Genomic DNA, 24,639 nt, shown 5'->3' with positions numbered 1-24,639 from the left:
GAGCATTCTCATGTCTCAAATCGCCACTGTCGTAGCCGTGACCGGCACAGCATTTGCGGTCGATGCCAATGGCAATCGCCGCGCCCTCAAAGCGGGGGACACTCTGCAAAAAGGAGAGGTCGTCCAGACCCCGGCGGGTTCCAGGGTGGAGCTGCTGATGGACGACGGCAAGGTGCTGGCCGTGGCACCTGAGCAAAACATCAAGCTCGACGAGAGTGTCACCCAGACGGCGGAGCGCCCCACGGCGCAGGATGCCAGTGTGGCCCAGGGCACCATTGACACCGTGATCCAGGCGCTGGAGCGTGGCGGTGACCTGAATGCGCAGTTGGACGCCACAGCGGCCGGCCTCGGTGGTGGTGGCGGCGGTGAAGGTGAGGGCAGCAGCTTTGTGCAGCTGCTGCGCATCTTTGAAGGGGTGGACCCGCTGGCTTACCTCTACAGCTTCACACCCCAGTCTGCGCCCCAGATCGATGTGAATCCACTGGCCGTGCTGGCACTCGACACGCCCGCACCGGCGCCAGCGCCTGCACCTGCACCGGCGCCCACACCTGTGCCTCCCGCACCGCCACCAGCTCCCAATCCTCCGGTGCCTGCGCCTCCCCCACCTCCGGCGCCTCCTCCACCCGGCCCACCCCCTGTCTCGCCACCGCCCCCATCGCCCGAACCGGTGCGGGTGAACCTGAGCATTACGTTGGAGGAGGAGTCTGTCTCTTCCGGCCGTGGCGACAGCGTGTCCGGGGTGATTGGCAACGATGAGGACGAAGGGCTCTATAGCTACCAGCAAGGCACGTTCGACCTGGGCGGTGGCAGCATTTCCTCCATCAGCGTGCCAGGTTTTTCACCAGTGCCAGTCACAGCGGCAGGCGTGACCATCTATTTCAACGCGCTGGGTCAGCCGATTCCCCAGGGCGATCCCACTCCTCCAGCGGTCCTGCTGGTCATCACCTCCAGTGGTAGCTACACGCTGACGGTGGTAGGTCCACTGCAGCATGCCCCAGGTGGCGGTGAGAACTTCCTGGCCCTGCCTAACGTGACCATCAATGGCGTTACGGGCGAAGGCGGCGCGTTCACCGCCGAGGTGGGTATGTCGGTGCAGGATGACATCCCTGTGATCGAGTCCAGCACCGAAGGTATCCCGACGCTCATGACCTCGGACCGTGGCGTGAACCAGGCCACCAACACCGGGTCCGAAGGAACCGAAAACAACCCGCAAGGGCCCGATGCGGACACCGACAGCAACACCTTCAACGGCACGGCCTTTGTGGTGTCCTTTGGCGCCGATGGTCCCAAGCTGCGTCCTGGCGGAGGCAGTGAGGGCGAGGGAGAAGGCGAGAAGACTCCTGATGGCTACGCTTTTGCCTTCCAGATCGGCAACGGCGGCGCGACGGGGCTCTATGCCACCGGCACCAACACCGAGATCATGCTGAGTGCCACGGGCAACCCTGGCGAGGTGGTCGGTCGCGATGGCAGCGGCAACGTGATCCTCACGCTGCAGATGGACCCGCACACGGGCGCCGTGGTCATGACCCAGACGGGTGCCATTCGCCATGCCACGCCTGATGGCGTGGAAGGTGGGCTGGACGAGCTGCAAGCGATTGGCAAGGGCGTGCTTTCCGTGGTGCTGGCCGCCACGGACAACGACGACGACACCGTGATGGCCGCGCTGGATCTGGGCGGGCGATTGCTCTTTGGCGACGACGTGCCGGTCTATCGCTACGGCAATGATGGGGAAGAATGGCCCGAAGAGGGCGGTGAAAACCAATACTTGCAAGCAGGGCTGGAGCCCAGCCTGTCTCTGGACGCCGAGGAAGAGTCCGTGCGCGTGGGGGGCACCAAGATCGGCAACGACGAGAACGACCTGCCGCTGACTTCCACCGCCAACGGCGGGCTCACCCAGATCAATGGCGCCATCAACTGGGGTGCGGACGGTTTTGGTCAGCTCACCGGCGTGCGCGTGGGCAGTGGCGAAGCTGCCAGTGTGGTGCCCATTGGGCAGACCGTCTGGTTCGGTGCTGATGGTTCCGTGATTCCTGCGGGGCCTGGTGGAGCGCAACCTGATGGTGCCGCTGCCAGCCTGCTGGTCGAGGCCTCGGGCAGCTACACCCTGACCGTGCTGGCCACCATGAACCATGCAGCCGGTGGCACCGTGGTGCAAGGGGAGGATTGGCTCAATCTGGAAACTGTGCGCCTGATGGGCGAAGACGGCGATGGCGACCCCATCTCCGTAGCGCTGGAAACCCGGGTGCAGGACGACGTGCCAGTGCACGTGAAGGTACTGGGCGTCCCGGTACCTCTGGTCGCGCTGCTGGAAGAGGAGTCTGCATCGAATGGCGATGGCGGCGTGATTGGCAACAACGAGTCGTTTGACTCGCTGCTGGGCCTGATACCGCTGGGCTCGTTGAGCGCCTCCACAGGCCACGAGTCCATGACGGGCGTCGTGCGCTGGGGCGCTGATAAGTTCGGCGGCGTGGAGGCTGTGCGCATTGCCGGACAGGAATACGCAGTGGGCAATACCGTTGCCACGATGTACCTGGATCGCAATGGCCAGCCCATTGCTGACGGTGATACGAGCACCCCCCGCTCGGTGATGCTGGAAATCAATGGCGATAGCGGCGGGTACCGCCTCACCGTCATCGGTCCGCTGGACCACGAAGCAGGAGGTGGCGAAAACCTGATGCTGCTGCCCACCGTCACCTTCGTGGGGGTGGATGGGGACGGTGACCAAATTGGTGTGGACCTCATCGCCAAGATCCAGGACGACGTGCCAGAGGCGGTCCGGGTGGATGGGCGGGCCGTCAAGCTCAGCGTGTTGGTCGAGGAAGAGTCCGTGCCTGTGTCGGGTGGCGGTACGTTGGGCAACAACGAAACCGAGAACCCCGACCTCAGCTATGTGAAGTCGGATGCCACCGGCTTCCAGGGCGCGGTGAAGTGGGGCGCGGACCAGTTCGGCGGCCTCACGGGCATCAAGGTGCAGACGGGGTTCTTCACCGAAAACAGCTACAGCCCGGTGGGCGGCGTGGTGACGGTGTACTTCGACCAGAACGGCAAGGCGCTGGCGGCGGGCGCCACCAGCGGCGCAGCGGTGCTGACGGTGAATGCAGAAACAGGGGCCTACCAGTTCGAGGTGCTGTCGGCGCTCAAGCACTCCTCGCAGGGCGAGGATCTGCTGAACCTGCCCAAAATCACCTTCGTGGGCCAGGACGGCGATGGCGACACCATCGGCGTGGAACTCAATGCATCGATCAAGGACGACGTACCCATCGTGACGGTGTCCGAAGCCGTGCCTGTGGCGGCACATGGTTTCACGGTTGAGTACAAAGGCGGCGAGGCGGGCTACAACAACAGTTTCGGCTACTACTTCAAGAATCCCGACGGCACGATCGACACCTCCAAAGGGGGCATGGTGCTCTGGGACAACGTCAAGACCGAGGGCAATGCGGTGGTGTCGCTGCCCACAGGGGTCACGGCGGACCAGATCGGCTTCTTCATCATCCCCAACGGTGACGGTCGCAACGGCGCACTGGGCGACGCGCAGGCCGTGTCCTTCCAGCAGGTCAACGGAAAGTGGACGGCCTTTGTCGGGGGCGTTGCCTTGTCGGGTGATGGCGCGCCGGTCTACTTCTCCGACCAGCGGCTCAATAGCGATGGCCAGTCGCATGTGCAGCAGACACCTTCCGGGACATCGTCCGGCCAGAGCAGCCGGGGCAATTTCAACTGGGAAGACCTGAAGATCACCTCCACCAGCTCGGACAAGGACTATGACGACGTCAACCTGAACCTGAACTGGAACGTGCCACTGCTGGTGAAAGATGCCGAGGCCGATGCAGGCACCAGCTCCGACACGGATGGCAAGGCGCTCTCGGGCAGCTTCCAGTTCAATTTTGGAGCAGACGGCGCTGCCGCCACGGGCAGCAAGACGTTTGGCCTGAGTGTGGGCACCCAGGGGCAGGCCTCTGCCCTGAAAGACACCGGAACGGGTTTTACCGTGCTGGTGAAGAAGGAAGGCGACGCCGCCGTGGGTTACATCCTGATTGGCGGTGTCCAGACCAATGTGTTCAAGGTGACGGTGGCGGGCGATGCCGCCAACAATGGCCAGGTGACGGTGGAGCAGTTCCGTGCGGTGGTGCATCCCACCAACGACCCGCACGAGATCGTCAACATCGGCAGTGGCGTGATCCAGTTGACGGCCTACGCCAAGGATGGCGACGGCGATCTGTCTAACGTGGCCACGTACGACATCGGCCGGCAGATCAACTTCCAGGATACCGGGCCGGTGGCTGCGGACGATGCCCGCAACCTGGTGGCCACGGAGGGGGCCACAGGCACCACGAATCACGCCATCGGCAATGTGCTCACCAACGATGCCTATGAAGCCAAGGCCGACGGTGGTGCCGCCAGTGTGGTGTTCACCCGCTCGGGCGGCGACCGGTCGTACGACACGACCGACCTCACCGGTCCGTCGCTGGACGCGACCGGGAGCATGGGTGTGCTCAAGATCGAGACCGACGGCAAGGTGTCCTACACGCTCGACAACCTCAAGGCCATGGCCCTGGGTGCCGGGGCCACTTTGGCCGACCAGTTCAACTACCAGATGAAGGACGCGGACGGCGACACCGACGTGGCCAACGTGCGGGTGACGGTACAAGGCGTCAACGATGCGCCCGAGTTCGTGACCGGCAACGACCAGACAACCCAGATATGGATCGACAAGGACGGCGATGGCAACAAGGATGACGGAGAGGTGTCGCGCTACTCCGGGCCGAATGCAGACCAGATTGCCGTCACCGTGCACGAAGACGCCTTGTCGCAGGGCAACCGCGAAAACCCAGGCCAGAGCACCAACGGTGCTGCCGGCTTTGGTGTGGCGGACCCGGACATCGGAGACACGGTGGCCATCCGGTTCGACACCGCCCCGGGTTCGCTGCCGGTGTTGACTTCGGGTGGTGTCCCGGTCAACTGGGTGGCCAATCCGTCTGGCACCGAGCTGGTGGGCTGGGTGGGCGGCACCCAGGTCATCAAGGTGACGCTGGGTGGCACCTACGACAGTGGCTACACCAGCACGGTGGAGCTGCTGGGCCCGGTGGACCATGCGCGGCCCGCACCGGGCACGAGCACCGACAGCGATGTGAAGGACCTCGATTTCACCGTCATCGCCAACGACCGGCCTGCCAACCCTGCCACAGGCCTGACCGACAGCATGGCACTCAAGGTCACGCTGGAAGACGATGCGCCCAAGGCCACGCTGGTGGATGGTGCCCCGGTGGTGCTGAGCGCACTGCTGGAGGAAGAATCGGCCCTGCGCGGAGGTTCCAAGATCGGCAACGACGAGCGCGATGCCACGGACCTGGTCAACGGCTCACAGCTGGAGGCTTCCACGGGCGTCAAGGTGATGACGGGCGCCGTGCAATGGGGCGCTGACGGCTTTGGCAAGGTCACGGCGGTGCAGTTTGGCGGCACCACCGTGCTGGTCGATCCGTCTACGGGCGGCACGGTGTACTTCAATGCTGCAGGGGTGCCCCAGGGCACTGCCAGCGGTGCGGCCGCAGTGCTGGAGGTCAAGGCCAACGGCGAGTACACGCTCACGGTAACCGGTGCCCTGACACACTCCGCCCAGGGCGAGGACACGCTGAATCTGGGCGTGGTGAACATCGTCGGTGAGGACCGCGATGGTGACTCCATCGGCGTGGGGCTGGCGGCCAGCGTCAAGGATGACATCCCTGTCATCGCCACGGTGGAGCCCGAACCCGTGCCGGGCATCACCGTGCAGCTGGTGGGCAGCGACGCCGGGTACAACAACACCTGGGGCTACTACATCAAGAATGGCAGTGGCGAGCCCACCACCGGCATGGTGGTCTGGGACAACGTGAAGAACCAGCCGGTGACCAGCGTCACCCTGCCGCCCGGCGTGTTGCCCGGCCAGGTGGGTTTCTTCATGATCCCGAATGGCGACAGCCTCAATGGATCGCTGGGCAACAGCACCCCGGTGAGTTTCTCCAAGGACGGCAGCGGGCAGTGGGTAGCCAATGCGGGCGGGACGCCGCTGGCGGGGCAAGGGGCAGCGGCGCTGTTCGACAACAGCGCGCTGAACCTGGACGGACTCTCCCATGTCAACACGGTGGCCGTGGGACCGGTTTCGGGCAACCAGAACTGGGAGGACATCTATGGTGGGGGCGACCAGGACTACAACGATGTGCTGCTCAATGTCACCATGCCTCTGCTGGTGGACGACAGCTTCTTGAATCAGGAGGCAGAGTCCGATCTCGGGACTACACGCTTCACCGTGAGCTATGGGGCTGACGGTGCGGCCACGTCAGACAGCAAGGTATATAGCCTGGTACTCACAGGCGGCGAAGGCGGCGCCTCAGGCTTTCGTGATACCGCGCTGTACTCCAACGGCCAGCCCTCGGACGTGCTGCTTAAAAATGGTCCTGGAGGCTCGGTGCTCGGCTACGTGATGGTCGATGGCAAGGAGAAAACGGTTTTCACTCTGTCCGTCGATGCCGCCACAGGTGAGGTGACCTTCGAGCAGCAGCGCACGGTGGTGCATTCCACGCCGGGCGACTCGAACGAGGTGCAAGCAGGCATGGCAGGCAGGATTGGTCTGCAGCTCACCGCCGTTGACGGCGATGGCGACCATGTGCAGGCCAGCATCGACGTAGGCCGCATGCTGTTCATTGCCGATGATGGCCCCATCGCACGGGACGACACCGATGGCACGCAGTGGGTGGTGGACCACCGGGTTGCGACCGGCAACGTCCTCACGGGCGCAGGCACCACCTCGGGGGTGGCGGGCCAGGACCTGCACGAAGGCATGCAGGACGGAGCCAAGGCCGAGGTGGTCCAGGTGCGCGCCGGTGCTGAAGGTGCGGTGTGGACCCCCGGCACGGCTGTCGCCAGCGGCGGCAGCGCCACGGTGGCGGGCCAGTACGGCTCGCTCACCATCGAATCCGATGGTGATTACACCTACACAGGCCACCAGACGACCATCCAGCTGGGTGGTGGTGCCGGTGTGCCCGCAGGCACCGATGCGTTCGACTACGGCAAGCCTTACACCACGAACCTGGGCGAGCAGCTCATCACCAACCCGAGCGTGGCACAAACCGGCGGTGCAGTGGTCACGGACCAGCCCAACGGCGCCGGCGTGGATGACCCGACAGAGCCCGTGCCCGGTGACGTGGGTGCGAGCACCCCCGAGCAAGTGGGCTATTCGCCGAGCCAGGGCACGGAAGCCCTGTCGGTGGACCTGGGCAAGATGGCCGTGCGGGCGGTGGTGGATATCTCCAACCTGTACCAGAACGAATCCGGCCAGGCGGGCAACAACGGCGAAACCGGCCGCTGGGAGGCGTTCGACGCTGCTGGCAACAAGGTGGGCGAGGGGATGATTGGCGGCGCGCTGTTTGCCAACACCAACGTGCACCAGGGCCAGGTCGAAATCGAAGTGCTGGGCGCCGATGGCAACCCCATTGCCTTCCAGAACGTGGTGTTCACCGGCGTGGACTACCTGGCGGGCGACAAGGGCAGCGACAGCTCGGACTATTTCGTCAAGGCTGTCAGCTTTGAAGAGTATGTGGAGAGCGGCACCAAGGACCAGTTCAGCTACCAGATGAAGGACGGCGACGGCGACACCGACAGCGCCACGCTGACCATCGACACGGGCCACCAGTTGAGCACGCAGGGCCTGGGAATGGTCTATGAAGATGGCCTGGCCACAGGCAACGTAGACAGCAGCCCGCACACCACAGACACCACGGGTACGCTGGGCATGGGCAGCGCCACCTACACCCTGGGTGTGCCGGTACAAAAGATCACCTCGGCAGGTGACGAAGTGCGCTGGACGGTGTCGGGCGATGGCAAGACACTGACCGGTGTGGCGGGGGCAGGCGCTGACGTACGCACGGTGGCTGTGGCCACCATTGACGACAGTGGCCAGTACAAGCTGGAGCTGAAAGGCCAGGTGGACCACGCCTACACCGAAAGCGGCGAGGAAAACCTGTACCTGCAACTGGTGGCCAACAAGACCGAGGGTGGTGAGACCGAGGTGCAGGGCTTCAACGTCAAGATTCAGGACGATGCACCGGTCTACATGGGCGGAACGCAGGACACCCTGGTCGCCAACAGCGGTGTGGGCGAGGTCGTCGCTGACCTGGGCGCCCGCGTGGGGGCCGATGTGGTGGGGGCGGATGTGAACATGGCGGCTACCACAGCGGCGTCTGTGGGCGGCTCGTCGCTGCGCTATGTGTCCCTGTCGTACATGCAAGGGGGCTCGGTGCAGTCCACGGTGATGACGGTGGATGGCAACAAGGTGTACTACCAGACCACCACCGACGGCACCATCAAGGCGGTGTACGAAGACTGCGGCGAAATCAAGACCGCCTTCACGGTGGAGGGTGTGGTGAACGCCGATGGCACCACGAGCTATGTGACCAACATGGTGGCTGTGGCCGACAAGGTGCAGGTGGGGACGACCGAAGTCCCTGGCGAAACGACCACGGTGACCAAGACGGTGACTTTTGGCAACAGCACGCAGGACAAGGTGTACAAGCCCGACAACTACACGCAGTCGTCTTCTGGGGGCAATGCAGACGCGGCCCGGTATGTGGATTCCGCCACGGGCGTCTACATGCAGATTTCCGCCGAGAAGGACAAGACCATCGTCAACGAGGTCGAGCGGCAGCGGGATGGCGATTGGGAGGTGAAGAAAAACGACACGACCTTTGGCCCGGTGACCAGCGACGAAGACGTCAACTGGTCGTCCACGGGCGGCGGTAACGGTGGTGGCGGCTTTGGTGTGGGAGACAACTACATCGGCAACAAGACCTACGTGGGCTACGAGGAAGACTCCCAGTCCGATGCCATCAAGAAAGGGGATGGTGCCGGGGAGCGGCTGGTCATCGAGTTCTTCAAGCCCGATGGCACACGGCTGAATGTGATCTCTGCGGGCTTCGAGCTGGATCACCTGGGCACCAAGGACACGGCCATCGTCACTGCAGCCAGCACGACCACGCCCGTGGGGTCAGCGCTGGACATCCAGGGAACAACTTCGGGCAACAACACAAACACCGGGAACGCCAGCGTGGAAACGCCCGTCGGGGTGGACCCCAGTGGCCCGGCGACTTTCAACACGGTGCAGTTTGCGGCCAAGGATGGAACAGAGTACCGCGTGACGGATGCCATGACGCTGACCTACACCGAAACCAAGGTCGAGCCTCCGGTCATCAAGCCGGTCTATGCCGACCAGATGTGGATCGACTTCCAGGCGGTGGTGGTGGATGGCGACGGCGACCAGCTGGCCAAACCGATCGACGTCAAGGTGGTCATCGACACCGACAACACGCTCGACGGTGACAAGGTGAGCCTGTCAGACCCCGCACATGGCGGTTTGGCCATCAAGGGTGGCGATGCATCGGAAACCATTGTCGGCAGCAAGGGCGACGACACCGTGCTGGCGGGCAAAGGCAATGATGTGGTCAAGGGCGGCGACGGTGACGACAAGCTCGACGGTCAGAGCGGAAACGACACGCTGGACGGCGGCAAGGGAAGCGATACCCTGGTGGGCGGCAAAGGCAGCGACACCCTCACCGGCGGGGATGGCGACGACACGATCAAGATCAACCTGGCGGACAGCACCACGGGCGGCACCCCTGACAAGGATGTCGTCAAAGACCTGGCCGAGGGCGACAAGATCGAAGTGGCTGACCTGCTGGCGGACGATGGTGGCGACCTGCTGGCCAGCCTGCCCCCCGCGGCCGTCGCCGGCGACACCACCATCACGCTCGACAGCAACGGGCCTGCGGCTGGCGGCGCATCGCAGACGGTGGTGGTGGAGGACACCACGCCTGCAGCCCTGGCGGTGGATCTTGCCCTGGGGGCGCCCAGCGTGGTGACGATTGAGGTCAAGCCGAACGACGACTGACCCAGATGCTGGCCTGGGACTGTGTTCCAGGCGCCTTTGGCCGCTGTGGCTCTTGCCTCAAGGCCCTTGCGCTTCGCAGCGTGAGGGCCTTTTCTATTGAGTTCTTAATAAAAAATGGCCGTCTCCGCGCATGGGAGTAAGAGAGTTTGCTATCAATTTTAAATGGTTAATCAGTGTTGGCTATGTGTCTAGCGGGCGCAGGAATGCATCCGCTGTGAATGGGCCAATACCCCGGCCAGTGTCCGGCCGCTTTAACGGATGCCCGGCCCGGTGGCGCCATCAAAGCCGAGTGAGGCCAGCAGCGGCAGGTCGTCCCGCGACTCCACCCCCAGGGCGATGACCTGGATACCAATCGCGTGGGCGATGTTGCACAGGCCCCGCAAGAACTCCTGGTTGCCCAGGTTGTCGCCAATGCCGCGCACGTAGCTGGGGTGGACCTTGATGTAGTCCAGCCCCAGGTCGGCGAGCTTGTTGCCCTCGGTGAAGCGCTGACCGAAGTACTCGATGCCCACGCGGCAACCCAGTTGCTGCAGGGTGTGGGCCAGTTCCTTGAAGGCATCGAACGCGCGGAACACGCCGTATTCGGGCACCTCGAACAACAAGCGCGCGCACATGTCGGGGTAGGCGTGCAGCAGCTGGGTGAGTTCGTTGCGGAAGCGGAAGTCCGCGATGGTCTCTGCCGAGAGGTTGACCGCAATGTCTCCGGCCGAGCTGCGCAGGTGCTCGATGGCCAGGCGCACCACGCGCAGGTCGATGGGGGCGGTGAGGTTGAGGTGGGCCGCCATGGGCATGAAGTCGCCCGCCGACAGCAGCGCACCGGAGGCATCGGCCACCAGGCGGATCACGCCTTCCTGGTGGATGGCACCATCCCCGCTGCCGTCCACCACGGGGTAAAAGGCCAGCTGGAGCCTGCCGCCGCTGACTGCCTCGGTCAGCAGGGTGCGCCACTGTTCGGCAGGCCGTGCGTCGGCCGGGTGCGTGCCCTCATCCACATACATGCTGTTGGGCCCGAGGGACGCTGCGCGGGCCAGTGCTTCGTCTGCGCGGCTGAAGAGTTCGCCCAGGGGCTCCTGCCTGCGGTATCCCACGGCGCCGATGTGGAACAGGTCCGGGACGAACGCTGACCAGTGGGGAAGCCACTGTGAGGACAGGGCGGCGAAGATGTCCTGTGCTGCTTCTTGAGGCGATGGCGTGGAGGGGCACAGCACGCCGAATTCGCCCCCTTTGAGCCGACCCGCCCGCTGGCCGGGCTTGCCTTCGCCGCTTTTGTACAGCACGGTGCCCAGGTGCTTGAGCAGTGCATCGGCCTTCTGGTGTCCCAGCTGGTTGTTCAGCCCTTCGAGATCGGTCAGCCGCAGGATCACCAGACTGCCTGCAGAGAGAAACTGCTCCCCTTCCAGCGCCTCCTGAAGGTGCGACAGAAAGTAGTCCCGGCTGGAAAGCCCGGTCACCGCGTCGCGATTGACCTTCTTGCGCAGGCCGTCCAGGCGCGCGGCCTCCTCGCCGAACATCGACCGCAGGCGCGTGACCATGTCATTCATGCCACGCGCTACGCTGCGCAGCTCTGGCGTGCTCGGCTCGGCAATCTTGATGAAGCGCCGGTCTGCGATGGCCTCGGCCTGTGCCACCACGTCGCGCAACGGTTTGGTGATGCGCTTGACCGCCAGGGTGCCGATGCCACCCGCAACGATGCTGCCCAGGACAAACCAGGCCAGCAGTTCCAGAGTGCCCGTCCACAGGCTTTGGTAGGCGTACTGGTCGTGGCTGGCGAGGGTGAGGGTGCCGTATTGCTTCCAGCCATCCTGGATCTGGGCCCGGCCGGGCTCGGCGTTCATGGAGATCAGCCGCGCGAACCAGGCTGGTGCGCCCTGCAAGGAGCCAGAGAAGCTGCGTTCGACCAGCGTCTGGCCGGTGGGCGACACAATCCGGATGAAGCGGTAGTGCCCCGCGTCGAACTGTGCTGCCACCTGCAGTTCGACCGTTACGGGGTCCTTGTCCAGTTGCGACAGGGCCAGCGCCAGCGAGGTCGCGTTGTCGATGTTCTTGACCTGCAGCTGCTGCTGCAGGTAGTGCCTGGCAGACAGCACACTGACCAGCATGCTGCCTCCAAACGCAATCGCCATGACCAGGCCGATGGCAAGCCAGAGTTGTTTGGTGAGTGACATGGTGCTGTATCTCCGAGAAAGGGCGCAGCGTTCAGAAGCCTTCTTGCCGCATGCGCTCCAGGACATCGCGCCAGCGCGACAAGCGGGCCGTCGGGTCTGCCGAAGAGGTGGTGGCGCCGGAGACCCAGAGGCCTTCGTTGTTGAAGCTGAAGACGGGTGAAAGATCGGCCCGGGACGAGGCGGGGCGGATGGTGGTGATCAGGTTGTCCAGCACCATCGGTTCGTCTGCGGGGTTGGCGTAGTAGCCCAGCACCATGTGTGCTTCGCTTTTCGTGCTGCCAGCGCCCCCGATCCGGGCCCGCACATAGATCATGCGCAGCTTGGCGTTGGGCACCCCCATGTGCAGCAGCGTGATGTATTTGGCAATGGAGAAGTCCTCGCAGTCGCCTGCGGTTTTTCCCATGAATTCCAGGGGAGTGGCCCAGTAATCGTCCTGCTGCCAGACGGCGATGTCGTTCTCGAACAGCATCCGCCGGTTGAAGAAATTATTGACATGGGCAAGCTTCTCGGGCTCGCTCAGGTGGCTTCCTTCGGTCATCATGGCCCTCCAGGCAATGACGAGATCAGCGCCTTTGGCGCCATAGCGCTGCAGCGCCACCGCCTGGATCTTGTCCAGATCCGGGGCACTGAAAACCGCCCCCAGCACCAGTGCAATGGTGCACGCCACCAGCACCCTAAGTAGCGCAATGACTCGGGGGACGCGCTTGAAAAGTGGCGGTAGGGAGGGCATGGAACGCGGAAAACGCGGTGACCTTGCTGAAAAGTACCCTGTCAGGGGGCAGAGTTTTCTTTGTAAAAAAAAACTGTGCGAGTTTCAAGGTAAATGTTACGTTTCGATTCTGCATCACAAACGATTCGGAGTCGCCATGAAACTGCCTCTTACCCTGATCGCCGCCGCTGTTGTCGCCAGTACGGGCGCTGTTGCGCAAACCCTCCCCGAAGGACTGGTTGAGGCGGCGCGAAAGGCCGTGACAAACAATCCGGATGTGCAAGCGCGTTGGTTCGGATTTCGGGCCGCCGACTCCGAGCGCGGAGTCGCGCGGGCAGGCTTCTTGCCGCAGCTCGATGCAGTGGCCAGCACCGGGCGGGAGAACCGCGTGCGCCCCTCTGGCAGCACGGGCTCATACCACCACACGGGGGCGGCGCTGACGCTGAACCAGATGTTGTTCGACGGGTTTTTCACCAGCAACGAAGTCAAGCGCTTGGGGCATGCCAAGCTGACTCGCTATTACGAGCTGGTGGAAGCGTCGGAGACCGCTGCGCTGGAGGCCGTGCGCGCATATGCCGACGTGGCGCGCTACCGGGAACTGGTTGAGCAGGCAAAACAAAATTACGTCGAACACAAGCTGACCACGAACCAGATCGACGAGCGCACCTCTGCAGGTGTAGGCCGTCGGGTGGATCTGGAGCAGGCGACGGGCCGCCTGGCTTTGGCGGAGTCCAATCTGCTGACGGAAATGTCCAACCTGCACGATGTCAGCGCCCGGTACCAGCGGTTGATCGGGGAGCTGCCCCCCGGGGCTCTGGCGCCCTTGCCGGAAGGATTCAAGCTCAGCACCTTGCCCCCGAAAGCCGAGGATGTGGTGACATTCGCACTGAACAACAGTCCAACGATCAACGCCGCGATCGAGAACATGCTGGCCAGTGAGGCGGGCATTGCATCGCAGAAGGCGGGTTTTGTGCCCCGGGTCGATTTCCGGGCCCGCCAGTCCTGGGACCGCAATCTGATCGGAGAGCAAGGGCGGTCGCGTGACAGCACTGTCGAGCTGGTGCTGACCTACAACTTCTACCGGGGCGGCGCCGACAAGGCCCGTGAGCAGCAAGCGGTGGAAAACAAGTTTCAGGCGCGTGAGTTGAAAGAGAAGGCCTGCAGGGATGTGCGCCAGAACACGGTGATCGCGTTCAACGACGTGCGGCGATTGATTGAACAGATGACATATCTGGACCAGCACCGGCTTTCCACCGAAAAGGCGCGGGAGGCTTATCGCCAGCAGTTTGATCTGGGGCAGCGTACGCTGCTTGATTTGCTCGATACCCAGAACGAGGCATTCCAGGCCAGCCGGTCCTACGTCAACGCACGCTATGACCAAGTGGTGGCCCAGGCGCGCACCCTGAGCGCCATGGGGCAATTGCTCCCTGCACTCAACGTGACCCGTGCCGATATGCCTTCGCCTGCAGATGCTGGACAGCAGCGCAGTGGCATTGATCCTGCGGAGCTATGCCCTGCAGAGGCCCCAGTTGCTATCGTGGTTGACAAGGCCAAAGCCGTGGCGGATACGCCGGCCCGGCCGCGCGCAGTCCTGCCACCGCCAGCCGCAGCCACACCGGGTGCTCCTGCGGGTGCTGCCAAACCTGCTGCAAATCGGTAGCAGTGAGTAGATCAGCGGCCCATCCTTCGGGGGCCGCTACGGCGGGGCCCTTCTATGAAGTGGATGGGCCTGGCCTGAAGGGTCAGACCCCGGCTGCGTGCGCCTGCTGGTCTGCATGGTAGCTGCTGCGCACCATGGCGCCCACGGCGGCGTGGCTGAAGCCCATCTTGTAGGCTTCTTCCTCGAACATCTTGAAGGTGTCGGGGTGCACGTAACGGCGCACGGGCAGGTGGCTGTTGCTGGGCGACAGGTACTGGCCGATGGTCAGCATGTCGATGTTGTGTTCGCGCATGTCGCGCATCACCTGCAGGATCTCTTCGTCCGTCTCGCCCAAGCCGACCATGATGCCGCTCTTGGTGGGCACATTGGGGTGCAGGGCCTTGAACTTTTTTAGCAGGTTCAGGCTGAATTGGTAGTCGGAGCCGGGACGCGCTTCCTTGTACAGGCGGGGGGCGGTCTCCAGGTTGTGGTTCATCACATCCGGGGGGGCTGCCTTGAGGATTTCGAGCGCTCGGTCATCGCGGCCACGGAAGTCGGGCACCAGGATCTCGATCTGTGTAGAGGGCGACAGTTCGCGGATGTTCTGGATGCACTCCACAAAATGGCCGCTGCCACCATCGCGCAGGTCGTCGCGGTCCACGCTGGTGATCACCACGTACTTGAGCTTGAGGGCGGCAATCGTCTTGGCCAGGTTCACCGGCTCGTCCTTGTCGAGCGGGTCGGGACGGCCGTGGCCCACGTCGCAGAACGGGCAGCGGCGCGTGCACTTGTCGCCCATGATCATGAAGGTGGCCGTGCCCTTGCCGAAGCATTCACCGATGTTGGGGCAGGAGGCTTCTTCGCACACCGTGTGCAGCTTGTGCTCGCGCAGGATTTCCTTGATCTCGTAGAAGCGCGTGGTGGGGCTGCCCGCTTTCACGCGGATCCACTCGGGCTTCTTCAGCACCTCGCCTTGTTCCACCTTGATCGGAATGCGCGACAGCTTGGCGGCGGCCTTTTGCTTGGCCAGCGGGTTGTAGGCTTCGGTGGATTGCGCTTCGCGGACGACTTCAGGGGTGCTCATGGCTGTGGGCGGCGTGTGAACGACGGGGTGGAGGTCAAGGCGCGAGCCGGATGCTGAGCTGCTGGCCCAGCACCTGCGCGGCTTCTTCCCAGGTGGTGTGGACCCCGATTGTAGAAAGGTCCACCGTTTGCAATCCTGCGTAACCGCAAGGGTTGATGCGCGAGTAGGGTTCCAGGTCCATGGCCACGTTGAGTGCGACGCCGTGGTAGGTGCAGTGTCGGCTGACCTTGATGCCCAGGGCCGCGATCTTGCCCAGGCCGTCGAAATCGGGGGCTGGAGAGGGGTCGGTGCCGGTGCGCTTTTGCGGGCGCTGGGGCAGCATGGCGTGGCTGTGGGGATCGTCCAGGCGCACGTAGATGCCCGGTGCGCCGCCCACGCGGTGGCCCGTGACGCCAAAATGCGCTAGCGTGCGGATCACGGCCTCTTCGACGCGGTAGACATACTCTTTGACGAAGTAACCAGCACGCTGCAGGTCGATCAGTGGATAGGCGACCACTTGGCCGGGGCCATGGAAGGTGACCTGCCCGCCACGGTTGGTGGCCACCACGGGAATGTTGCCAGGGGCCAGGACGTGGTCGCTTTTGCCCGCCAGCCCTTGCGTATAGAGCGGCGCGTGCTCGCACAGCCACAGGGCGTCGGGGGTGTCGGGTGTGCGCGTGGCTGTGTAGTCCTGCATGGCCTGCACGGTGGTGCTGTAGTCCACCCGGCCGAGGATCTGGGGGCTGGCAGGCACGGGTTTACAGAACGACCTTGACCAGGGGGTGCGAAGACAGGGCGCGGTACAGGTCGTCGAGCTGTTCGCGGCTGGTCGCGGTGATGGTGATGGTTACTCCGAGGTAATTGCCTGCGCGGCTGTCGCGCAGTTCAATCGTGCTGGCGTCAAAGGTGGGGTCGAACTGGCGTGCCAACTCGGTGATCGCGTGCACAAAACCATCCACCTTGGCACCCATGACCTTGATGGGGAACTTGGAGGGGTACTCGATGAGCGAGTCTTTGCGTGGGTCGGTGGCCTGCCCGGCCAGACCGTTGGGGGGCGGAGGGGTTGTGGATGTCATGGTGAAAAGCCCTTGGGTCTTTGCTTCGGTTTCAATAGCTGGCGGCGCTGTGCCATTGTGCGCTAGAGGCCTGCTGGTGAGGCTCTGCTGGTCCATTCGGCGTGCGCCAAGTCGGTGCGTCGCGGGGCGGTTTTTACCGATGAGGCCGTTGGCGTGTCACCACAATGGAGCATGCCTTCACACCGGCCACACACCCGGTTTGCGGGTTTTTGCCGACCGCCATGGGTTTTTACTTATAATTAGAGGCTTTGTGAAAGTTGCAGTCTGTAACGCGGGCGTCATTCAACAATGAAAACAATCGCTCCCGAGACTGAAGCTGAGGCTGAAGAATCTGACTTCAAGCCCCTGACGGCCCAAGAGGCTGAGCAGTGGCGCAGTCGCCATCCTCCCATCTCGGTGTGGAAGGTGGTGGCAGGTCAGGCGCTGGTTGGAATGCTGGTGGCCCTGGTGGCCTGGGTTCTGACGGGTCGTGCAACGGTGGGCTGGTCTGCGGCCTACGGGGCGCTGGCAGTGGTGGTTCCGGCAGGCTTGTTCGCCAGGGGGGTGTTTCGCCACAAGGCGTCATCCGATCCGCGTGCGGCCATGCTGGGGTTCTTTGGTTGGGAAATCGCCAAGATCGTGTTGACGGTGGCGCTGCTGGCAGCGGCACCCCGGCTGGTGCCGGACTTGAGCTGGATGGCCTTGCTGATTGGCATGGTGATCACAATGAAAACGTACTGGGCGGCACTGTTGGTGCGGTCTGGTGTCCGAAAAACCGATTGATATAGAGAAGAGTTGTCCGATGGCCGCAGAAGCGCACGCTCCGACTGCAAGTGAATACATCGTTCACCACCTGCAGCATCTTCAAAACGTCAACCAGACCAAGATTGTTGATTTCACGGTCATCAACTATGACTCGATCATCGTGGGTTTGGTTCTGGGTGCCCTCACCCTCTTGATCCTTTGGTCAGCTGCCCGTAAGGCGACCTCCGGCGTGCCCGGCCGCTTCCAGGCCGCCGTGGAGATGCTGGTCGAGATGGTGGACAACCAGGCCAAGGCCAACATCCACAACGCCGAAAGCCGCAAGTTCATTGCTCCTCTGGGTCTCACAGTGTTCGTCTGGATCTTCCTGATGAACTTCATGGACATGCTGCCTGTGGACCTGCTGCCCGCCATCTGGGCCCAGATCTACGGTGCTGCCGGTCACGACCCTCATCATGCTTACCTGCGTGTCGTGCCCACGGCCGACCTGTCCACGACGCTGGGCTTGGCATTCGCCATTCTGATCCTGCGCTTCTGGTACAGCGTGAAAATCAAGGGCGCTGGCGGTTGGGCTCATGAACTCGTTTCTGCTCCATTCGGCACCAGCAAGAATCCCATCTTCGCCCTGATTCTGGGCGTGGTAAATCTGCTCATGCAGATCATTGAATATGTCGCCAACACCGTATCGCATGGCATGCGGTTGTTCGGCAACATGTACGCCGGTGAACTGGTGTTCATGCTGATCGCCCTGATGGGTGGTGCAGCTGCACTGTCGCTGTCGGGTGTGCTGCTGCCTGTGGGCCACGTCATCGCTGGCACCATCTGGACGCTGTTCCACATTCTGGTGATCTCGCTGCAAGCGTTCATTTTCATGATGCTTGCGCTGATCTACCTCGGTCAGGCGCACAACGCGCACTAAGTTTCCCTTTCGTTTTTTCTTTCCCTTAACTTTTCTTTCTTAACTCAGGAGTCATCATGGAAAACATTCTCGGTCTCGTCGCTCTGGCTTGTGGTCTGATCGTTGGTCTGGGCGCTATCGGCGCTTCCATCGGTATCGCACTGATGGGTGGCAAGTTCCTCGAATCGTCGGCTCGCCAGCCTGAACTGATCAACGAACTGCAAACCAAGATGTTCATCTTGGCCGGTCTGATCGACGCTGCGTTCCTGATCGGTGTGGCTATTGCTCTGCTGTTCGCTTTCGCCAACCCCTTCGCTTCGACGTTCTTGGCCAACCTGCCCAAGTAATTCCCTCCCAACGCCACTCTAGAAAGGTGTTGCCGTGAGTATCAACGCGACCCTGTTCATTCAGGCCATCGTCTTCCTGATCCTGGTGTGGTTCACGATGAAATTCGTGTGGCCCCCGATCGCGAAGGCGTTGGATGAACGAGCCCAGAAAATCGCCGAAGGCCTCGCTGCTGCCGACCGTGCCAAGTCCGAACTGACCGCTGCCAACCAGCGCGTCGAGAAGGAATTGTCGCAGGCGCGCAACGAAACGGCCTCGCGTCTTGCGGACGCCGACCGACGTGCCCAGGCCATCATCGAAGAAGCCAAGGCACGCGCCACGGAAGAGGGCAACAAGATTGTTGCTTCCGCCCGTGCCGAAGCCGAACAGCAAACGGTGCAAGCCCGCGAAGCCCTGCGTGAGCAGGTGGCAGCGCTGGCCGTCAAGGGTGCAGAGCAGATTCTCCGCAAGGAAGTCAATGCCGGCGTTCACGCCGACCTGCTCAACCGCCTGAAGACCGAGCTGTAAGGGGACACACATGGCTGAACTCGCCACCATTGCCCGCCCTTACGCCGAAGCCCTGTTCAAGGCCGCTACTGCGGGTGCGGGCATGGACCTGGCCAGCACCGCTGACTGGGTCGATGAACTGGCGGCCATTGCTGCCAACCCCCAGTTGCGCCAACTGGCGGACAACCCCAAGGTGACGGCAGACCAAGTGTTCGCCGTCTTCACGGGTGTTGCGCGTTCGGCACTGCCCGATACGGCCAAGAACTTCCTGCGCACGGTCATCGACAACGGGCGCCTTGCTGCGCTCCCGGAAGTCGCTGCACAGTTTCGTGCCCTCGTGAATGGCCGCAGCGGCTCCTCGGATGCTGTGGTGCACAGCGCTTTTCCGATGGATGCTGCCGCACTGGCTGAGGTCGGCTCGGCGCTTGAAAAGCGTTTTGGCCGCAAGCTCAATCTCACCGCTCAGCTGGACCCGTCCCTGATCGGTGGCATTCGCGTAGTTGTGGGTGACGAGGTGCTGGACACTTCGGTCAAGGCCCGTCTTGAACAAATGAAAGCGGCCCTCACCGCGTAACGCGCGGCGAGGACAGCGAACCAAAGAAAGAAGGAAAGAGTCATGCAACTCAATCCCGCAGAAATTTCTGAACTCATCAAGAGCCGCATCGAAGGTCTGGCCGCCAGCAGCGATATCCGTAACCAGGGTACCGTGGTGTCCGTGTCTGACGGTATCGTGCGCGTGCACGGCCTGTCGGACGTGATGGCTGGCGAAATGCTTGAGTTCCCCGCCACCAAGGACGGTCAGCCCTCCTTCGGTCTGGCCCTGAACCTTGAGCGCGACTCCGTCGGCGCCGTGATTCTGGGTGAGTACGAACACATCTCCGAAGGCGACACTGTCAAGTGCACGGGCCGCATTCTGGAAGTGCCGGTCGGCCCCGAGCTGGTCGGCCGCGTGGTGAACGCCCTGGGCCAGCCGATCGACGGCAAGGGTCCCATCAACGCCAAGCTCACCGACGTGATCGAAAAGGTCGCACCGGGCGTGATCGCCCGTAAATCGGTGGACCAACCCCTGCAGACCGGCCTGAAGTCGATCGACTCCATGGTGCCCGTGGGCCGTGGCCAGCGCGAGCTGATCATCGGTGACCGCCAGACCGGCAAGACGGCTGTCGCCATCGACGCCATCATCGCCCAGAAGGGCCAGGGCGTGACGTGTATCTATGTCGCCATCGGCCAGAAGGCTTCGTCGATCAAGAACGTGGTGCGCGCACTGGAGCAAGCCGGTGCCATGGAATACACGATCGTGGTGGCCGCATCGGCATCCGAATCGGCAGCCATGCAGTACGTGTCGGCCTACTCGGGTTGCACGATGGGCGAATACTTCCGCGACCGTGGCGAAGATGCCCTGATCGTGTATGACGACCTGTCCAAGCAAGCTGTGGCTTACCGTCAAGTCTCGCTGCTGCTGCGCCGCCCACCAGGCCGCGAAGCCTATCCTGGCGACGTGTTCTATCTCCACAGCCGCCTGCTCGAACGCGCTGCCCGCGTGAATGCCGACTACGTCGAAGCCTTCACCAAGGGTGAAGTCAAGGGCAAGACCGGCTCGCTGACCGCACTGCCGATCATCGAAACGCAAGCTGGCGACGTGTCCGCCTTCGTGCCTACCAACGTGATCTCGATCACGGACGGCCAGATCTTCCTGGAAACCAGCCTCTTCAACGCCGGTATCCGCCCCGCCATCAACGCCGGTATCTCGGTGTCGCGCGTCGGTGGTGCCGCCCAGACCAAGCTGGTGAAAAACCTGTCCGGTGGTATCCGTACCGACCTGGCCCAGTACCGTGAACTGGCTGCGTTTGCGCAGTTTGCTTCCGACCTGGACGAAGCCACCCGCAAGCAACTGGACCGCGGTGCCCGCGTGACCGAACTGCTCAAGCAGGCACAGTACAGCCCTCTGTCCATCTCGCTGATGGGCGCCACGCTGTTTGCTGTGAACAAGGGCTTCATGGACGACATCGACGTCAAGAAGGTTCTCGACTTCGAACACGGCCTGCACCAGTTCCTGAAGACCAGCCACGCCGCACTGCTGGCCAAGCTGGAACAGGCCAAGGCCATGGACAAGGACGCAGAAGCCGAATTGACCGCTGCCATCGGCGCGTTCAAGAAGTCGTTCGCTTAAACCGGACGAGGAGCCATCATGGCAGCAGGCAAGGAAATACGCGGCAAGATCAAATCGGTGGAAAACACCAAGAAGATCACCAAGGCCATGGAGATGGTGGCCGCATCCAAAATGCGCAAGGCGCAGGACCGGATGCGGGCTGCCCGCCCTTACAGCGAGAAGATCCGCAACATTGCAGCCAACCTCGGCCAAGCCAACCCTGAATACGTGCATGCGTTCATGAAAGTGAACGATGCCAAGACGGCTGGCGTGATCGTGGTAACCACCGACAAGGGCCTGTGCGGCGGCATGAACACCAACGTGTTGCGCGCCGTGACGACCAAGCTGCGTGAGTTGCAAGGCGCTGGTGTTTCGACGGAGGCCGTGGCCATTGGCAACAAGGGCCTGGGTTTCCTGAACCGCGTCGGTGCCAAGGTGGTTTCGCATGTAACGGGCCTGGGCGATACGCCCCACCTGGACAAGCTGATCGGCCCCGTGAAGGTGCTGCTCGACGCTTACGCGGAAGGCAAGATCAACGCGGTGTACCTGAGCTACACCAAGTTCATCAACACCATGCGCCAGGAATCGGTCGTGGAGCAACTGCTCCCGCTGTCGTCCGAGCAAATGCAGGCCGAGAAGACCGAACATGGCTGGGACTACATCTACGAACCCGATGCCCAGACCGTGATCGACGATCTGCTGGTCCGCTACGTCGAATCCCTGATCTACCAGGCCGTTGCGGAAAACATGGCGTCCGAGCAGTCGGCGCGCATGGTGGCCATGAAGGCCGCCACCGACAACGCCGGCAGCGTCATTGGCGAGTTGAAGCTGGTCTACAACAAGACGCGCCAGGCAGCGATCACGAAAGAACTTTCGGAAATCGTGGCTGGCGCCGCTGCTGTGTAAGCAGCTCAACCAACATCTAAATTGGAGCGAAAAATGGCTCAAGTGCAAGGCAAGATTGTTCAATGTATCGGCGCTGTGGTGGACGTTGAGTTCCCGCGCGACCAGATGCCCAAGGTGTATGACGCGCTCAAGCTGGAGGGTTCTGCCCTGACGCTGGAAGTGCAGCAGCAACTGGGTGACGGCGTGGTGCGTACCATTGCCCTCGGCTCGTCTGACGGCCTGCGTCGTGGCCTGATGGTCACCAACACGGCCAACGCCATCACCGTCCCTGTGGGCAAGGCCACGCTGGGCCGCATCATGGACGTTCTGGGCAACCCCATCGATGAACGCGGTCCTGTGAGCCAGGAACTGACGGCATCCATCCACCGCAAGGCCCCTGCGTACGACGAACTGTCGCCTTCGCAAGAGCTGCTGGAAACCGGCATCAAGGTGATCGACCTGGTGTGCCCGTTCGCCAAGGGCGGCAAGGTGGGTCTGTTCGGTGGTGCCGGTGTGGGCAAGACCGTGAACATGATGGAACTCATCAACAACATCGCCAAGGCACACTCGGGTCTGTCGGTGTTCGCTGGTGTGGGCGAGCGTACCCGCGAAGGGAACGACTTCTATCACGAAATGGCCGACTCCGGCGTGGTGAACCTCGAGAAGCTGGAAGACTCGAAGGTCGCCATGGTGTACGGCCAGATGAACGAGCCACCAGGCAACCGTCTGCGCGTGGCGCTGACCGGCCTGACCATCGCCGAGTCCTTCCGTGACGAAGGCCGTGACGTGCTGTTCTTCGTGGACAACATCTACCGCTACACGCTGGCCGGTACCGAAGTGTCCGCTCTGCTGGGTCGTATGCCTTCCGCCGTGGGCTACCAGCCTACGCTGGCCGAAGAAATGGGCCGTCTGCAAGAGCGTATCACCTCGACCAAGGTCGGCTCGATCACCTCCATCCAGGCCGTGTACGTGCCAGCGGATGACTTGACCGACCCATCGCCTGCCACGACCTTCGCCCACTTGGACTCCACTGTGGTGCTGTCGCGTGACATCGCTTCGCTGGGTATCTACCCTGCCGTGGATCCTCTGGACTCCACCAGCCGCCAGCTGGATCCGAACGTCGTGGGCGAAGACCACTACGCCACGGCCCGCGCCGTGCAAGGTACGCTGCAGCGCTACAAGGAACTGCGCGACATCATCGCCATTCTGGGCATGGACGAACTGGCTCCTGAAGACAAGCTGGCCGTGGCCCGCGCGCGCAAGATCCAGCGTTTCCTGTCGCAGCCATTCCACGTGGCCGAAGTGTTCACGGGCTCGCCAGGCAAGTACGTTCCTCTGTCTGAAACCATCCGTGGTTTCAAGATGATCGTGAACGGCGAGTGCGACCACCTGCCAGAACAAGCGTTCTACATGGTCGGTACCATCGACGAAGCCTTCGAAAAGGCCAAGAAGGTGGCCTGATTGCCCGGTGGCTGAGCGGCCCACGGTAGCTCAGCCTTCTGCAATCAAGCAACCCACCTTTTCCTAGGAGCAATGATGAACACCATCCACGTTGATGTGGTCAGTGCCGAAGAGTCCATCTTCTCCGGTGAAGCACGTTTCGTCGCGCTGCCTGGCGAGGCTGGTGAGCTGGGCATCTATCCCCGCCACACCCCGCTGATCACGCGCATCAAGCCCGGCTCGGTGCGCATCGAGATGGCCAACGGTGACGAAGAGTTTGTTTTCGTGGCCGGTGGCATTCTGGAAGTGCAGCCCAACTGCGTGACTGTGCTGTCTGACACCGCCATCCGCGGCAAGGACCTGGACGATGAGAAGGCCAATGCGGCCAAGGCATCGGCCGAAGAAGCGCTCAAGAACGCCAAGAGCGAGCTGGACCTGGCCAAGGCCCAGTCCGAACTCGCCGTGATGGCTGCCCAGATTGCGGCGCTGCGCAAGTTTCGCCAGAAGAAATAAGCCCGGAATCCTTCCCGGACTGACCAAAACCCGGCCTGGCCGGGTTTTTTTATGCCCGAGTGAAAGGCTGTTTAGAGAGGGAGCGACCAGATAGAGGTGAGGATTGCCCCTGGGGGCGCCGTCGGCGCATCGCCCTTGTGGTGACTTGTGCCTCTGTTCTCCTTAAACAGGCTTGGGCAAGGTACACGAGCGAAGAAAAACAAAAGGCCGGAGCCCCGCAAGGGACTCCGGCCTTTTGTATGGCATTTGCACTTCACGACCGGCCTGCACAGGCCGGTTGGAATTACATGGCGCTGAATTCGCCTGAAGGGATCTGGCCCGTGCGCAGGGCTTCAGCAGCCTGGGCACGCACAGCAGCGCGGTCAGCGGTGCTCTTGTAGGTCACCACACGCGAACCTGCGGGTTCGATGGAGCGGGTCTGGGCCACCGTGGCGGCTTCGGCAGCCACTTCAGCACGGGTGCGGTTCGTGTCGAACTTCAGTGCGAACTGCGAGCCATCGGCTTCGTCAGCGTGGGCGCCGAAGGCAGAGAAAGCAGCCACAGCGGCGATGGAGATGATGCGAGCGGTCTTGTTCATGGTGAAACTCCGATGAAATTCAAAAAAGAGGGATGTACTA

General features: G+C 62.7%; 17 protein-coding genes. 11 read left to right on the top strand and 6 right to left on the bottom strand.

Going from position 1 to position 24,639, the window contains the following annotated elements; genetic code table 11:
• Positions 1–10: 10 nt before the first annotated feature.
• A complete protein-coding gene (locus tag AvAM_RS25405) occupies positions 11–9,913 on the top strand; it encodes a retention module-containing protein (protein WP_137749683.1) in 9,903 nt (3,300 codons plus the stop codon).
• 251 nt (positions 9,914–10,164) lie between these two features.
• On the opposite strand, the gene AvAM_RS25400 is transcribed toward AvAM_RS25405, so the two are convergent.
• Positions 10,165–12,078, bottom strand: a complete 1,914-nt coding sequence (locus AvAM_RS25400; RefSeq protein WP_137749682.1) for an EAL domain-containing protein — start codon at positions 12,076–12,078, stop codon at positions 10,165–10,167.
• Positions 12,079–12,109: 31 nt separating this feature from the next.
• Positions 12,110–12,808, bottom strand: a complete 699-nt coding sequence (locus AvAM_RS25395) for a transglutaminase-like cysteine peptidase (protein ID WP_137749681.1) — start codon at positions 12,806–12,808, stop codon at positions 12,110–12,112.
• Between AvAM_RS25395 and AvAM_RS25390 the strand changes: the two genes are divergently transcribed.
• Complete coding sequence (locus tag AvAM_RS25390; protein ID WP_249368400.1) at positions 12,807–14,447, top strand: TolC family outer membrane protein; 1,641 nt, start codon at positions 12,807–12,809, stop codon at positions 14,445–14,447. The genes AvAM_RS25395 and AvAM_RS25390 overlap by 2 nt on opposite strands.
• Before the next feature lie 82 nt (positions 14,448–14,529).
• Here the strand turns inward: AvAM_RS25390 and lipA are convergent, their stop codons facing one another.
• The 3 genes from lipA to AvAM_RS25375 form a co-directional block, all read right to left on the bottom strand.
• The gene (gene lipA / locus AvAM_RS25385) at positions 14,530–15,510 is read right to left on the bottom strand and encodes a lipoyl synthase (RefSeq protein WP_137749679.1); all 981 of its coding nucleotides are present in this window, start codon (positions 15,508–15,510) and stop codon (positions 14,530–14,532) included.
• Between the two features lie 34 nt (positions 15,511–15,544).
• Positions 15,545–16,186: a lipoyl(octanoyl) transferase LipB gene (gene lipB / locus AvAM_RS25380; RefSeq protein ID WP_249368403.1), complete on the bottom strand. Its 642-nt coding sequence runs from the start codon at positions 16,184–16,186 to the stop codon at positions 15,545–15,547.
• A 61-nt stretch (positions 16,187–16,247) separates the two neighbouring features.
• On the bottom strand, positions 16,248–16,565 hold the full coding sequence (locus AvAM_RS25375) for a YbeD family protein (RefSeq protein WP_137749678.1): 318 nt from the start codon (positions 16,563–16,565) through the stop codon (positions 16,248–16,250).
• A 288-nt stretch (positions 16,566–16,853) separates the two neighbouring features.
• Here AvAM_RS25375 and AvAM_RS25370 point away from each other — a divergent pair, with 288 nt between their 5' ends.
• The 9 genes from AvAM_RS25370 to AvAM_RS25330 all read left to right on the top strand — a co-directional run bounded on the left by AvAM_RS25370 (position 16,854) and on the right by AvAM_RS25330 (position 24,022).
• Entirely contained in the window at positions 16,854–17,327 is a 474-nt protein-coding gene (locus AvAM_RS25370) for an ATP synthase subunit I (RefSeq protein ID WP_137749677.1), read from the top strand.
• Between the two features lie 19 nt (positions 17,328–17,346).
• Positions 17,347–18,225, top strand: a complete 879-nt coding sequence (atpB, locus tag AvAM_RS25365; RefSeq protein WP_010467223.1) for a F0F1 ATP synthase subunit A — start codon at positions 17,347–17,349, stop codon at positions 18,223–18,225.
• Between the two features lie 56 nt (positions 18,226–18,281).
• The gene (gene atpE, locus AvAM_RS25360) at positions 18,282–18,551 is read left to right on the top strand and encodes a F0F1 ATP synthase subunit C (protein ID WP_007847749.1); all 270 of its coding nucleotides are present in this window, start codon (positions 18,282–18,284) and stop codon (positions 18,549–18,551) included.
• A gap of 34 nt (positions 18,552–18,585) precedes the next feature.
• On the top strand, positions 18,586–19,056 hold the full coding sequence (locus AvAM_RS25355; RefSeq protein ID WP_007847746.1) for a F0F1 ATP synthase subunit B: 471 nt from the start codon (positions 18,586–18,588) through the stop codon (positions 19,054–19,056).
• 10 nt (positions 19,057–19,066) lie between these two features.
• Positions 19,067–19,609 (top strand): F0F1 ATP synthase subunit delta, encoded by a 543-nt coding sequence (locus AvAM_RS25350; RefSeq protein WP_137749676.1) that lies wholly within the window; start codon positions 19,067–19,069, stop codon positions 19,607–19,609.
• 42 nt (positions 19,610–19,651) lie between these two features.
• Positions 19,652–21,205, top strand: a complete 1,554-nt coding sequence (gene atpA / locus AvAM_RS25345; protein ID WP_137749675.1) for a F0F1 ATP synthase subunit alpha — start codon at positions 19,652–19,654, stop codon at positions 21,203–21,205.
• Between the two features lie 18 nt (positions 21,206–21,223).
• Positions 21,224–22,090 carry a F0F1 ATP synthase subunit gamma gene (atpG, locus tag AvAM_RS25340; protein ID WP_137749674.1) on the top strand — a complete coding sequence of 289 codons (867 nt, stop codon included), beginning with the start codon at positions 21,224–21,226 and terminating at the stop codon, positions 22,088–22,090.
• A 33-nt stretch (positions 22,091–22,123) separates the two neighbouring features.
• Complete coding sequence (gene atpD, locus AvAM_RS25335; RefSeq protein WP_137749673.1) at positions 22,124–23,530, top strand: F0F1 ATP synthase subunit beta; 1,407 nt, start codon at positions 22,124–22,126, stop codon at positions 23,528–23,530.
• Positions 23,531–23,605: 75 nt separating this feature from the next.
• Positions 23,606–24,022, top strand: coding sequence for a F0F1 ATP synthase subunit epsilon (locus AvAM_RS25330; protein ID WP_063460851.1), 417 nt, complete (start codon positions 23,606–23,608; stop codon positions 24,020–24,022).
• 283 nt (positions 24,023–24,305) lie between these two features.
• Here AvAM_RS25330 and AvAM_RS25325 read toward each other — a convergent pair whose 3' ends face one another.
• Positions 24,306–24,599 (bottom strand): DUF4148 domain-containing protein, encoded by a 294-nt coding sequence (locus tag AvAM_RS25325; RefSeq protein ID WP_137745186.1) that lies wholly within the window; start codon positions 24,597–24,599, stop codon positions 24,306–24,308.
• Positions 24,600–24,639: the final 40 nt, after the last annotated feature.

It is taken from the genome of Acidovorax sp. NB1 (genome assembly GCF_005405905.1).
GTDB lineage: Bacteria > Pseudomonadota > Gammaproteobacteria > Burkholderiales > Burkholderiaceae_C > Acidovorax.
Note: the sequence above shows the minus strand (reverse complement) of the source record. Positions and strands in the feature narration are given on the sequence as shown.